A 12,647-nucleotide genomic window follows, 5' to 3' on the forward strand; every position below is an offset into this window, starting at 1 on the left:
CATCCCAGCGCCGACCCCGCCGTTCATGCCGACCCGGAGGAGAAGCCGTGGCCGACACCATCGCCGAGACCGTCGACCTGCTCTACACGATCGACCAGGACAACCTCACCCCCGACCAGTTGATCGCGCTGGGGGCCGCCCTGGCCAGCCTGGCCCAGGCGGAACGCCTGGACCAGATCAACGAGCGGCTGCGGGGCATCCACCAGGTGCTCAACACCTGGGCACTCAAGGCGACCGCCGACGGACGCTGACGGCGGGCACTGCTCGCGGGGCGGGCCGACCGGTGACGCCGGGTGCTGACGGAGGGCGGCCCGCCGGCTACAGCAGGCGCTGGTCATGGGGTTGTGCGAGACTCCGGCGCACCCTTCGGAGGAGTTCTCATGCAGTTGGACAGTTTGCAGGCACAGCACCAGTTCCACGTCCGGCAGCGGATCCGGATGATGGTCAACCAGTACGAGGTCCGGGCGGTGGCGGCGGACGGCACCGAGGGCGAGTTGCTGGCGTTCGCGCAGCAGAAGCGGCTCGCCTTCAAGGAGCAGGTCACCATCTACTCCGACGACTCCAAGCAGCACCCACTGCTCGGTTTCAAGGCCCGTCAGCGGCTCGACCTCGGTGCCGCGTACGACGTGACCGATCACGCCGGCACACCGATCGGGCTGTTCCGCAAGGACTTCGCCCAGTCGCTGCTCCGCTCGACCTGGCACGTCGAGCAGGCCGGTCTGCCGCCGATGACCGGCCAGGAGCGCAGCATGCCGGTGGCACTGCTCCGCCGGTTCGTCGACTCGCTGTCCTGGCTGCCGTACCACTTCGACTTCACCGCCGGTGGTCAGCCGGTGTTCTCGGTGATCAAGAAGTGGGGGCTGCGGGACCGTTACGTCGTCGAGGTGCCGCACCCGCAGATCGACAGGCGACTGGTGATCGCCATGGCCATCGGCCTGGACGCGCTCCAGGGCCGCTGAGCCGCCCACCGCCCGGTTCGGGGTCGGGCCGGTCAACCACGGACCGTCAGCCCCGGACCGGGCCGGCGCGGGCTGTGGCGGTGGCGTACCGCCGCAGCCCCGGCAGCGGGGTGACCGCCACCTCGACCGTCACCAGCACGTCGAGCCCGTCCGACCGGCAGGTGACCAGGCGGGCGGCATTGGCGCGGACGAACTCGTCGACAGTCGCACAGGCCGCTCCGGCACCCTGCTGGGCCGCACCGGCTCCTGCCAGCGCACCGAAGTCGGCGGCGACCCGGGCCTGGTGCCGCGCCAGCCGGGCCGCACCGATCGCCGCCCCGAACAGGCCGACCAGTACGAAGACCAGGCCGATGGCGAGCAGCAGCACGGTGGCCCCACCGCGGTCGGCGATGCCACCGGGCCTCTCCCCCTCGGAACCCGGCACCCCGACTCGACGGGTAGCGCGCTGGGGCCGGCAGGCGCGGCTCACGAGCCGGTTCCCCACTCGCCCGCCGCAGGTCCACGCGGAACGGACGCATCCGGGACGGGCGTATGCGGGATGCGCGCGTCCAGGACTGGTGTGTCCGGTTCCCGTGCGCCAGGTTGCGGCATTCCTGGCTGGGATACGCCAGGTCCCGGCGTGCCCGGCCGGGGTGCCTCCGGTTGCGGAGGGCCCGGCTGCGGTGCACCCGGTTGCGGTGGGCCCGGTTCCGGTGCGCCCGACTGAGGTGCACCCGGCTGTGGCGCGCCGGGTTCGACGGCGGCGACCGTGCTGGCCTCGACGGTGAGTCGGGGCAGCCGGGCACCGAACGCACCGACGGGGGCGCGGACCGTCGCGGTGACCCGACCCTCGTGCACCACGATCGACACGACCGCCGACCCGGGCGCGATCCGGGTGCCCGCGCCGGTCCCGTCCTCGCCCCGGGAGGCGGCGAGCGCCGCCTCCCGGGCCGCGTCCAGGCAGGCCGCCTTCGTGGTGACCGCGTTGACGGCGGTGATTCCGGCGAACAGGAGCAGGAGCAGCGCCGGCAGGCCGGTCGCCAGTTCGGCGGTGAACGAGCCCCGGTCCCGACCGGCCCGCCGGCGCGGTCTCACTTCAACGCCCGGTCGATGACAGCCGTCAGCGCCGCCTGCACATTGCCCGAGGTGAGCACCTTGAGCAGGATGCCCGCGAAGGCGACGGCGGCGAGGGTGCCCACGGCGTACTCGGCGGTGTTCATCCCCGCGTCCCCGCGCAGCCGGCTGAGGAGTTTGCGCATCGTTCGTTCCCTTCTCGATGTTGGGTCACAGCACGTCGCCGAGGACGGCGACGATCACCGGCACCAGGCCGGCGAGAATGAAGGCCGGCAGGAAGCACAGGCCCAGCGGCAGCACGATCAGCACGCCGGCCCGCCGGGCGGACGCTTCCGCCGCCGTGGAGCGGTCGGCCCGCAGGTCGTCGGCGACGCGACCGAGAGCACCGGCCAACGCCGCCCCGCTGCGGGACGAGCGCAGTGCGGCGGCCACCATCCGATCCGCCCCGGGCACCGGGGCCAGGTGGGCCCACGCCTCCGACGGCTCGCCGCCGAGCAGCAGCGTCCGCCCGATCCGAGCGAGTCGGACGGCCAGTGGACCGTCCAACGCGTCGGCCACCGCGAGCACCGACCGGTCCACCGGGGCGCCGGCCCGCATCGCCGCCGCCAGCAGGTCGGCGGCGAGGGGCAGGTCGGCGGCCTCCCGTGCCCGGCGCTCCCGCACCGCGGGCGGGGTGATCCGTCGCAGCATCCGGTCCGCCACCGGGGCGGTCAACGCGCCGCCCAGCACCCCGGGCCAACCGCCCACCAGCAGCAGGACCGCCACACCCGCCAGCGCGGCCCCGAGTCGTGTCCGGTCCGGCCACCAGTGCGGCCGTTTCCGGCCGACGCCCCGGCCGGTCACTGCGTTCCACCGCCGGCCGGCCTGGTTGCCGCGCACCGCGACCAGCAGCGCGGCCAGGACCAGGCAACCGGCCGACAGGTGCGCCGGGGACATCAGTCACCCCCGCCGGGGACGGTGCCCAGCCGCTCGGCCCAGAGCAATCCGCCGGCCTGCAGGCCCATCGCGGCGAGGGCACAGCCGGCCCCGACCGGGGTGTGCAGCAGCACCGCCAGCGGATCGATGCCGATGCCGTAGCCGAGGGCGATGCCGCCGAGCGGGAGCACGGCCAGCAGCAGCGCGGTGGCGTTGGCCCCTGCCGCCTGGGCGGCGGCACCGGCCAGTCCCCGGTCGAACGCCCGCGCGTCGGCCTCGACGCGTTCCAGGAGTTCGGCCAGGGGCGCTCCGGTGCGATCGGCGAGCCGGACCGCCGACCGGGTCAACCGGGCGAGCCGGTCCGTCCTGGCCGGGTCGTCGCCGGGTCGCGCCGCCCCGGGTTCCAGGCTCGGCCCGGTGTCAGCGGGAACAGGCAGGCCGGCCCGCAGGTCAGCGGCGAGTGCCCCGAGCCGGTCCAGGTGGCGGCGACGTTCCCGGCCGACCCGCCCGGCCAGCCGCCTCCGGTGTACGGCACGCGCCCCGAGCATCCCGTAGCCGGCCACAAGGATGGCGGCGACCGGCCCGGCGGCAAGTCCACCCGTACCGGCACCGACGAGGCCGGCCAGCAGCAGAACCCGCCTCGGCGGGCCGGACACCAGTCGGTGCAGCAGCCGTAGGCCGGGTGCCTGCGGGTGGGGGCCGTCCGGCTCCGGCCCAGGGTGTCGCGGTGCGGTGAGCACACTGCGGCTACGGCGTCGACTGCCGCGTACCGGCCAGGCGACCACCAGGGCCGCGCCGGTCAGGAGGGTTGCGACCAGCCACAACGGCGGTGTCATGCCCGCCCCGTCGGACCGGGTCGGGGGGCCCGCAGCAGTGGCGGCACCGGCACTCCCCGATCGCGGAGGAGGAGGGCGAGAGCGGGCCCGGCCGGGCCGACGCCCTGACCGCGTACCCAGGCGGGCACCACCGTCACCAGCCGGTCGGGGCCCTCGGCCAGCAGCAGGCAGATCGACTCCAGCAGCCGGCCGTCGGGGCCCCGACGCACCTGGACCAACACCTGGAGCGCGGCGGTGACCTGCGCGTGCAGCGCCACCCGGGGCAGCCCGCCGAGCAGCCCGAGCGCCTCCAGCCGGGCCGGAACGTCAGCCGGGGTGTTGGCGTGCAGGGTCCCCGCCCCTCCGTCGTGGCCGGTGTTGAGCGCGGCCAACAGATCGACGACCTCGGCACCCCGGCACTCACCGACGACCAGCCGGTCGGGACGCATCCGCAGCGCCTGCCGGACCAGTTCGCTCAGCCCGATCACCCCCGCGCCCTCCACGTTGGCCGTCCGGGCCTGGAGACCGACCACGTGCGGGTGCACCGGGTGCAGTTCAGCAGCGTCCTCGACCAGCACGATGCGTTCCGTCGTCGGCACCAGGCCGAGCATCGTGTTGAGCAGGGTGGTCTTGCCCGAGCCGGTGCCACCGGTGACCAGATAGGCCAGGCGGGCGGCCACCACCGCGGCGAGCACCGGGGCGACCTGCTGCGGCACGGTGCCCTGCCGGACCAGTTCGTCGAGGGTGAACGGCCGGTGCCGGAAGGTGCGCAGCGACAGGTAGGGCCCATCGGTCGCCACCGGAGGCAGCACCGCGTGTAACCGGGTGCCGTCGGGTAGTCGGGCGTCCGCGCAGGGCGATCCGTCGTCGAGCCGACGCCCGGCGGCGGCGGTGAGCCGTTGGGCCAGCCGGCGTACGTCGTCGACCGCGCCGAGCGGCACCGCCACCTGGTGCAGCCCCGCGCCCCGGTCGACCCAGACCCGGAGCCCGTTCACGAGCACGTCGGTGACCTGGGGATCGGCGAGCAGCGGGGCGAGTGGCCCGGCTCCCACCAGGTCGTCGTGCACCCGGTCCGCGATCCGCAGCACGGCGGTGTCACCGAGGACGGCGGCGGACGGTTCGGCGCGTACGGCGGAGACAATCGCCGCCGGGGTGACAGGTGTCGTCGTGTCGGCCATCCGCTGCCGGACCCGGGCGGCGAAATCCTCGGGTCGCCCGGTCACGCCGCACCCGGCACGGGTAGCCCGGTCAGTTCGGTGACCAGTTGGCGGCAGAGCGCGGCGAGCGGTCCCCGACCGGCGGCGGCCGGTGCCTCGCCGCGTTCCAGACCCCGGCACAGGGCCGGTTCGGGGCGCAGCGTGCCGGCCAGCGGCAGCCCGAGGGCACGGGCCACCTCGGCCGCCCGCAGCCGGCCGGGGGCGGGGCCCCGGACGATCACCCCCAGGGCGGCGCAGTGCGGGGCCGTCGCCGCGACCACCCGGGCCGCCGCGGCGGTCGCCCGCAGCTCGGCCGGCACCACCACGTACGCCTGGTCGGCGGCCTGGAGGGCGAGCACGGCCGCGTCGTCGAGCTGGCGCGGCAGGTCGACGACGACGAAGTCCCGACCCCGGCGGGCGGCGTCGAGGGTGGCGGCCATCGCCGGGGCGGGCAGGGCCAGCGGCTCGCCCCGGTCCCAGGAGAGGACGACCAGGTCGCCCCGGTGCGGCAGGGCGCGGACCAGGGCGGGCGGGTCGACCCGACCGTCGGCGTCGGTGAGCGACGGCCAGCGCAGTCCGTCCAGGTCTTCCCAGCCGAGCACCAGGTCGAGCCCGCCGCCGAGCGGGTCGGCGTCGACCAGGAGGGTCCGCAGTTGGGCGCGGGCGGCGGTGACGGCCAGGCCGCCCGCGAGGACGCTCGCGCCGGCCCCTCCCCGGCCGCCGAGCACGGCGACCGTCCGGGCCGGGGCCGCCGGTTCACCGCCGGGCGCGCACTCGGTGAACCGGTCGACCAGCCATGGTTCGGCGGCGGGCAGGGTCGCGACGTGCTCGGCACCGATCAACTCGGCGATCTCCCAGCCAGGGTCGAGCTCCCCCGCCCGTCCGACCAGCACCGTCCGGGGCCGTCGGGGTAGCCGGGCCCGCAGGCAGGCCTGGGCCTGGTCGTTGCCGACGAGGACCAGGGGCGCGGGGAGCCAACGGGACCGGGCGGCGGCCGGATCGGCGGCCACCTCCACCTCGGTGCCGCCTGCTGCGGCGAGCCGCAGCAACTCGTCCAGGAGGTCACCGTCGGAGGTGACCAGCAGCGGCAGTCGCCGGTACGGCGGAAGGGAGGTACGGGGTGGCATCACGGCCTCCAGCGCTCGGGGTTGCTGGCACCGACCCTGCGCCGTCGTCGCCGGTCTGCGCCGCCCGCGTCACCTCACCTGTGGACAACGGCAGGGGCTGTGGACAACCTCCACCACCGCCGGTGATCTGTTATGCCGCCTCGGTGGTGAGATTGCGGCCCATGCTGGTCGTCGGGGTGCGCCGGTCAGCCGTTCGACGTCTCCGTCGACCCGGTAGGAGGGCGGTGAGCTGCACCGCAGGCATGTCGAGCGCATCGTCCGGAGCGCCGGGACGACCGAACGACGCCGGCGGCAGCGGTACCGCCCCGACGAGGAACGCGAAAAAATGTCCTGTTCACCCCGCCGGAGTGATTGACGGCATACCGCCTCGTACGCCGATAATCGTGACCGCCACCGCGAAGGTGGCATCCGCCGCTCTCGGAAACGGGGCCATGGCCGACAAATCCGACGACACACTCCCCACCCTGCGCATCGGTGGCTGGCTGCCGGCACCCCGGTATCACCAGACGCTGCCGCCGTACCTCGTCCCCACGGCCGGTCGGCATCTGATCGACGTGCCGGCGTCCGGCTCACCGGGCGACCCGTCGCCGTCCCCCGTGCACGCCGTCGAGCCCACCGGCATCGGACGGACCCTGCTGTTGGCCGCAGCGGCGTTCGGCCTGGTCACCAGCCTCATCCTGGCCCTGTCACCATTGTGGTCCGGGCCGAAGCGGGACGACCTCCCGATGACACCCTCGTGGATCGCCGACCGCCCGGGTCTCGCGGCGGTGGAGAGTCCCACCCCGGTCGCCGACTACTCGCGTGCACCGGCCTCCCTGGCCACCCGCGCCGCGACCCCGGCCGCACCGCCCCCGGCACCGCCCCGCCAACCCCGCCAACCCGCCACGGGTACGACGCCCCGCCCCGCCGCGACGACCACGCCGCCCCGGCCGGCCCCGACGACCACCCCGCCCCGCCCCACGCCGAAGCCGCCGACGAACCCGCCCGCACCGGCCGAGTTGACCCCGCTGCCGGGCTGGCAGGAACATTCGCTGCGGTCCAGCTCGAACGGTCCCTCGACCTACGTCGAATTCGTCAACGCCCGCAGTTCGCGGGTCGTCGTCTACTGGCTCGACTATCACGGGCAGCGCCGGCAGTACAAAGTGCTCGACGCGGGCCGGTCCTACCGCCAGCAGACGTACGTGGGTCATCCGTGGGTGGTCACCGACCGGCACGGCCGCGCCCTGGCCTGTTTCCTGCCCGCCCGCACGACGATGCGGGCGGTCGTGCGGTAACCCGGCCCGCTCCCGGAAGGAGTCGGCTTGACTGCAACCCGTCGGGGCGGGACTTTGAAGGGCCGGACGGCGGGGGCGACGAGGGCCACGGCCGCGTCGACCCGGCGTACGCGCCGGAGCCCGACCGCGTACCCATCGTCGCCGGATTCGCCGCCACCACCGGATCGGCAATTCGCTGGCGAAGCAGCCCCGTTCCCGCGACAGGGACGGGGCGGTTTTCTTCCGATCGACCGGCCACCACACGGATATTCGCCGGTCGAACAGCCACCGGAGATCTCCGGAAAGGGACGACCCCCGTCGGGGGGAGACGGGGGTCGTCGAAAGGTTCGGCTCCGGGGGGGTTGAGCCGAACCGGCCCGACGGTCACGGGGGGTGCGACCGCCGAGGGTCTCTCAGATTTCCGGCACATGAATCGTTGTCGTGGGGACAAGTCTGCCCGAGCGGACTGTTCACGTCGAGTGCTGTCGACCCCACTCATTGCGAAATTATGATCGGAGCGTGTGACTGCGATCACGTTGAGCATTCGCGGCCGGAGTGCTCCCGCAGGTCGAGGCCGTATTCACCCAGGGGTGCCCGCCGACCCTGCCGCATCGGACTAGACTTGCGCGCCGTGGGCCGAAGTGCCGCTTTTTTCGATCTGGACAAGACCGTCATCGCCAAGTCGAGCGCCTTGGCATTCGGTCGGCCGTTCTACCGGGACGGGCTGATCACGCGACGGGACGTCGTGAAGTCGGCGTACGCGCAGCTGATGTTCCGGCTGGGCGGCACCGACGAGCAGACCATGGCCAGGACCAGGGATTACCTCGCCGCACTCTGCAAGGGCTGGCGGGTGGAACAGGTCCGCCAGATCGTCGCGGAGACGCTCCACGAACTGATCAACCCCTACGTGTACGCCGAGGCCGCCGCGCTGATCGAGGAGCACCAGGCGGCCGGCCGGGACGTCGTGCTGGTATCCGCCTCCGGTGAGGAGATGGTCCGGCCGATCGGCGCGCTGCTCGGGGTGACCGACGTGATCGCCACCCGGATGAGCGTGCAGGACGGCCGCTACAGCGGCGAGGTCGAGTTCTACGCGGCCGGTCCGAGCAAGGTCGAGGCGGTCAACGAGTTGGCCGCCACCCGGGGTTACGACCTGGCCGACTCGTACGCCTACTCCGACTCGTACAGTGACCGGCCGTTGCTGGAGTGCGTGGGGCACCCGAGCGTGGTCAACCCGGACCGGGCACTGCGCCGGCTCGCGGTGGAGAACGCCTGGCCGGTGCTGGAGTTCCGGCACCCGATCCCGCTGGGTCGGCGGCTGCGGGAGCGCCCGGCCGTCCCGGTTGCCGCGGCGGCGCTCGGCGTCGGCGTCGGGGTGGCGATCGGCATCGCCTGGTACGGCCGGCACCGCCGCACCCGCGCCGTCCAGGCCGCCTGACGCTCCGACCCTTCGGGTACCCGACCAGCCCCACCCTTCGAGCCTCCAGCCCCGGCCAACCGGGGCCACCCGACCGGCCCCGCCGTCCGGGTCACCCATCCGGCTCAGGCGGGCCACCCGCCCCACCCCGCTGTCCGAGCCCTGCACACCCCCCGATTGAGCGATCGCTCAAATCAGCCTATGCTCGATTTTGAGCAACTGCTCAAAATTGGGAGGTAGGGATGAACGAGCAGGATCGACCGCCCCGACGGACCGCCGCGAACTGGGTGCTCGCCGGCCTGATCTCGGCCTTCGGCATGGTGGTGTTCGTCGCCACCGTGCTCGACGGGCGGGCCGACAGCGCCCTGCTCTTCGTGCTGCTCCCGACGGCCCTCGCCGCCACCCTCGCCCTGCTGCCCGGTCGCACCGCGCACGGCCGGGTCTTCGTGATCACCACGATCGCCCTGCTGCTGGCGGCGGTCGCGCTGCACGAGGGGGCGGTCTGCGTCGTCCTCGCCGCCCCACTGGTCTACGCGGTGTCCCACGGGACCACCGCCCTGATCCGGGCGCTGCGCGACGCCTCCCGCCCGTACGCCGTCATCGCGGTGCCGTTGCTCCTCCTGCCGGGGCTGGAGGGCACCGGGCCGGCTCCCCGGATCGCACCCGACCAGTCCGTCGAGGTGGCCCGGGTGGTGGCCCTGCCGGCCGACCAGGTCGCCGCCCGGCTCGCCGCCGGTCCCCGCCCCGTACCGGTGCGCTCGGTCCCGCTGCGGCTGCTCGGCGTGCCCACGCCCGGCCAGGTCAGCGGGGACGGGCTCGACCCGGGCGACAGGTGGATGTTCGGCTACCACGGCAGCGCGCACGGCCCCGGTGGTCACCTGCTCGCCGAGGTGGAGACGGTCGGGGTGCAGCGGGTCGGGTTCCGGTTCGTCGAGGACAGCTCGATCACCGCGCGCTGGTTCCGGTGGCGGCACGCCACGCTGAGCTGGCGGGCCGTCGACGGACGGCACACCGAGGTACGCATCCGGGTGGACTACACCCGGGGCCTGGACCCCTCCTGGTACTTCGGGCCGATCCAGCAGGTCCTGCTCGGCGCGGGGACGGGACACCTGCTGGACATGATGGCGTTGCGATGATCGCCGCCCGCTACCTCAGCCTGGCGGTGCCGTTGCTGGCCGTGCTCGCCGCCGCCCGGGTCGACCGCAGCCGCGCCGGTCGGGCGGGGGCACTGTTGGCCTTCCTCGCCGCCGGCATCGGCATCGCCGCCCTCGACGAGGTGGCCCGGCGCACCGGCTGGTACGCGTTCACCCCGGTCCGGGGAAGCTACCGGGGCATGCCTGTCGACCTGTGGATCGGCTGGGCCGTGCTCTGGGGTCCGCTGCCCGTGCTGCTGCGCCGGACCCTGCCGTTGCCGGTGGCACTGGGCCTGCTGCTCTGGATCGACGCGCTGGCCATGCCGGCGCTGCACCCGCTGGTCCGGCTCGGCCCGCACTGGCTGGTCGGCGAGCTGGTCGGGCTGCTCGTGGTGGCCCTGCCGGCGCAACTGCTCGGTCGCTGGTGTGCCGACCGCCGGCACCTGGCGGCCCGCACGCTGCTCCAGGTCGGGGTGTTCACCGCCCTGCTGCTGTGGTTCGTCCCCGGCCTGGCCTTCGAGGTCGGCGACGGGTCCTGGGCGGCGGTGACCGGGCTACCCCGGCCCGTCCTGCTGTTCCTCGCCCAGGTGGCGCTGGTGCTGGCCGCCCCGGCGCTCGCCGCGGTCCGCGAGTTCGTCACCCACGGCGGCGGCACGCCGTACCCGTGGGACCCGCCCGTACGGCTGGTCACCACCGGGCCGTACGCCTACCTGGCCAACCCGATGCAGACCGCCGCCGTGGCCCTGGTGCTACTCACCGCCGCGCTCACCCGCAGTTCCGCGCTGGTGCTGGCGGCGGTGGTGGCGGTCGCCTTCAGCGTGGCGGTGGCCCGCCCGCACGAGGAACACGACCTGGCCGACCGGCACGGCGGGGCGTGGCACGCGTACCGGCGGCAGGTCAGGGACTGGTGGCCGCGTGGGCGGCCGTACCACGTGGGGCCGACGGCGGTGCTGTTCCTCGACGACGACTGCGGTCCGTGCGCCGCGACCTGGCGGTTCGTCGCCCGTCGCCGCCCGGTGGGTCTGCTGGTCCGTCCCGCCGCCGAAGCCGACGGGGTGCTGTGGCGGGCGGCGTACACCGACGGCGGCAGGTCGGAACGGGGGGTGGCCGCCGTCGCCCGCGCCCTCGGGCACCTGCACCTCGGCTGGGCGGTGGTCGGCTGGCTCCTGCGGCTGCCCGGGGTCGGCTGGCTGGCGCAGCTGGTGACCGATGCGATGATCGCACCGCCGCATCCGGCGGGCCCACGAGGAGGACGATGTCCGGCACCAAGCAGCGCCTCCTGGACGGCGCCATCACCGCCATCCGTACGCACGGCATCGCCGGTGTGTCCGCCCGCACCATCGCCGCCGCCGCCGGGGTGAACCAGGCGCTGGTCTTCTACCACTTCGGCACGGTCGACGACCTGCTGACGGCGGCCTGCCGGGCCAGCACCGCCGACCGGCTCGCGCACTGGTCGGACCGGCTGGCCGGAGTGGGCTCGCTGCGGGAACTGCTCGCCGTCGGGCAGGAGCTGCACGAGCAGGAACGCGAGCTGGGCAACGTCTCCTTCCTGGCCCAGATGCTGGCCGGGGCGCAGACCGACGAACGGCTCGCCGCGCCCACCGCCGCCGCGCTGCAACTGTGGGTGGACGAGATCGAGTCGGTGCTGCGCCGGCTGCTCGCCGGGTCACCCTTCGCCGAGATCGCGGACGTGCCCGGCCTGTCCCGGGCCGTCTGCGCCGCGTTCGTCGGGCTGGAACTCTACGACGGGGTGGACCGGGCGGGCGTACGGCAGGCGATGTCGGCGCTCGACCAGCTCGCCGTGCTCATCGAGATCGTCGACGACCTCGGGCCGATCGCCAGGCGGGCGCTGCGTTCCCGGGTGAACCGGGCCGCCCGCCGGGACTGACCGCGCACCGGTCGGGTGGCGCGCGGACGGCCACCGGTCAGGCGGCGGCGATGATCTCGTCGCCGACGACGGTGAGCTGGTCCGCGCCGACCTCGACGGCGGTCAGGTAGTGCCGCAGCCAGGAGCGCAGGCCGTCGGGGGTGCCGGTCGCGAAGGCCCCGGCCGCGCCGACGTACTCGGGTTGCCGTTCCCGGTGGCCGACGTCGACGGCGACCAGGCCACGCGGGTCGAACCCCCGGGACATCAGCACCAGCCGGGCGGCGGCGCGGGCCACCACCCCGGACGGGCCGGCGAAGGGCCGCAGGTTGAGCAGTTCACCGTGCACCACGGCGGCGAGGACCAGCGGGGAGACCGTCGTCCCGCCGGCGACCAGCCCGGCCAGCCCGTCGAGCCGGGCGGCCACCACCGGGTCGGCGACCGGACGCCCCAGCTCGGCCTCGGCTACCACGTCCCGGGCGGCGAGCACGTGCAGCCGGGCCAGCGCCTGCCGGGGGGCCTTCGGCCACAGCTCGGTCAGCCCGGGCAGCGCCCCGGCCACCCGCAGCGCCCCCTGGAGCACCGGTTCGGTGACGGTGCCGGCGCGGACCGCCTCGCGCTCGTGGTCGTACCCCTCCAGGGCGGCGCTGGCCACCGCGGTGCGCAGGCCGACCTCGGCCGCGACCTGGCCGCCGTGGCGGCGCAGCGCGCGGTGCCGCATCGCCTGGTCGACCCGCTCGCGGGCCCGCTCGACGGCGGGGGCGATGTCGGCGAGCGCGAGCAGCGGGGCGAGCGGATCGGTGGTCACCCCGCCACGCTAACGACCGGGTGACGCCGGGGCGGACGCCACCCACCAACGGGGCGTCGGGTCCGATCCTGATCAGGGCGGCAGGGGTGGGCCGCCGAGCGCGCCGGGAC

14 protein-coding genes and 1 pseudogene are annotated in these 12,647 nt (G+C 74.7%); 7 read left to right on the forward strand and 8 right to left on the reverse strand.

Annotated elements, in window-relative coordinates; genetic code table 11:
• The first annotated feature begins 47 nt into the window (after positions 1–47).
• Both ACN260_RS27345 and ACN260_RS27350 read left to right on the forward strand, forming a co-directional pair.
• Positions 48–251: a hypothetical protein gene (locus ACN260_RS27345; RefSeq protein WP_088643464.1), complete on the forward strand. Its 204-nt coding sequence runs from the start codon at positions 48–50 to the stop codon at positions 249–251.
• A 129-nt stretch (positions 252–380) separates the two neighbouring features.
• Positions 381–959: a hypothetical protein gene (locus tag ACN260_RS27350; RefSeq protein WP_422753695.1), complete on the forward strand. Its 579-nt coding sequence runs from the start codon at positions 381–383 to the stop codon at positions 957–959.
• Positions 960–1,005: 46 nt separating this feature from the next.
• Here the strand turns inward: ACN260_RS27350 and ACN260_RS27355 are convergent, their stop codons facing one another.
• The 7 genes and pseudogenes from ACN260_RS27355 to ssd form a co-directional block, all read right to left on the reverse strand.
• On the reverse strand, positions 1,006–1,383 hold the full coding sequence (locus ACN260_RS27355) for an Rv3654c family TadE-like protein (protein ID WP_422753696.1): 378 nt from the start codon (positions 1,381–1,383) through the stop codon (positions 1,006–1,008).
• A gap of 305 nt (positions 1,384–1,688) precedes the next feature.
• Positions 1,689–2,033: pseudogene (locus ACN260_RS27360) on the reverse strand (TadE family type IV pilus minor pilin); the annotation flags it as partial.
• Positions 2,030–2,197: a DUF4244 domain-containing protein gene (locus tag ACN260_RS27365; protein WP_204925799.1), complete on the reverse strand. Its 168-nt coding sequence runs from the start codon at positions 2,195–2,197 to the stop codon at positions 2,030–2,032. The pseudogene ACN260_RS27360 and the gene ACN260_RS27365, both read right to left, overlap by 4 nt.
• Before the next feature lie 25 nt (positions 2,198–2,222).
• Positions 2,223–2,948, reverse strand: coding sequence for a type II secretion system F family protein (locus ACN260_RS27370; protein WP_422753697.1), 726 nt, complete (start codon positions 2,946–2,948; stop codon positions 2,223–2,225).
• Positions 2,948–3,763: a type II secretion system F family protein gene (locus tag ACN260_RS27375; protein WP_422753698.1), complete on the reverse strand. Its 816-nt coding sequence runs from the start codon at positions 3,761–3,763 to the stop codon at positions 2,948–2,950. The genes ACN260_RS27370 and ACN260_RS27375 overlap by 1 nt, the downstream gene beginning before the upstream one ends.
• Positions 3,760–4,965: a TadA family conjugal transfer-associated ATPase gene (locus ACN260_RS27380; RefSeq protein WP_422753699.1), complete on the reverse strand. Its 1,206-nt coding sequence runs from the start codon at positions 4,963–4,965 to the stop codon at positions 3,760–3,762. The genes ACN260_RS27375 and ACN260_RS27380 overlap by 4 nt, the downstream gene beginning before the upstream one ends.
• On the reverse strand, positions 4,962–6,065 hold the full coding sequence (ssd, locus tag ACN260_RS27385) for a septum site-determining protein Ssd (RefSeq protein WP_422753700.1): 1,104 nt from the start codon (positions 6,063–6,065) through the stop codon (positions 4,962–4,964). Before ssd ends, ACN260_RS27380 begins: the two co-directional genes overlap by 4 nt.
• A gap of 431 nt (positions 6,066–6,496) precedes the next feature.
• Here ssd and ACN260_RS27390 point away from each other — a divergent pair, with 431 nt between their 5' ends.
• The 5 genes from ACN260_RS27390 (at position 6,497) to ACN260_RS27410 (ending at position 11,753) form a co-directional block, all read left to right on the forward strand.
• On the forward strand, positions 6,497–7,339 hold the full coding sequence (locus ACN260_RS27390) for a hypothetical protein (RefSeq protein ID WP_422753701.1): 843 nt from the start codon (positions 6,497–6,499) through the stop codon (positions 7,337–7,339).
• A 601-nt stretch (positions 7,340–7,940) separates the two neighbouring features.
• Positions 7,941–8,753, forward strand: coding sequence for an HAD family hydrolase (locus ACN260_RS27395; RefSeq protein WP_422753702.1), 813 nt, complete (start codon positions 7,941–7,943; stop codon positions 8,751–8,753).
• Positions 8,754–8,974: 221 nt separating this feature from the next.
• Complete coding sequence (locus tag ACN260_RS27400) at positions 8,975–9,868, forward strand: hypothetical protein (RefSeq protein WP_422753703.1); 894 nt, start codon at positions 8,975–8,977, stop codon at positions 9,866–9,868.
• Positions 9,865–11,226: a methyltransferase gene (locus ACN260_RS27405; protein ID WP_422753704.1), complete on the forward strand. Its 1,362-nt coding sequence runs from the start codon at positions 9,865–9,867 to the stop codon at positions 11,224–11,226. The genes ACN260_RS27400 and ACN260_RS27405 overlap by 4 nt, the downstream gene beginning before the upstream one ends.
• On the forward strand, positions 11,121–11,753 hold the full coding sequence (locus tag ACN260_RS27410; RefSeq protein ID WP_422753705.1) for a TetR/AcrR family transcriptional regulator: 633 nt from the start codon (positions 11,121–11,123) through the stop codon (positions 11,751–11,753). The genes ACN260_RS27405 and ACN260_RS27410 overlap by 106 nt, the downstream gene beginning before the upstream one ends.
• Positions 11,754–11,790: 37 nt before the next feature.
• Here the strand turns inward: ACN260_RS27410 and ACN260_RS27415 are convergent, their stop codons facing one another.
• A complete protein-coding gene (locus ACN260_RS27415) occupies positions 11,791–12,537 on the reverse strand; it encodes an oxidoreductase (RefSeq protein ID WP_422753706.1) in 747 nt (248 codons plus the stop codon).
• Between the last annotated feature and the right edge of the window lie 110 nt (positions 12,538–12,647).

It is taken from the genome of Micromonospora sp. WMMD708, assembly GCF_049315245.1.
Taxonomy (GTDB): domain Bacteria; phylum Actinomycetota; class Actinomycetes; order Mycobacteriales; family Micromonosporaceae; genus Micromonospora; species Micromonospora wenchangensis.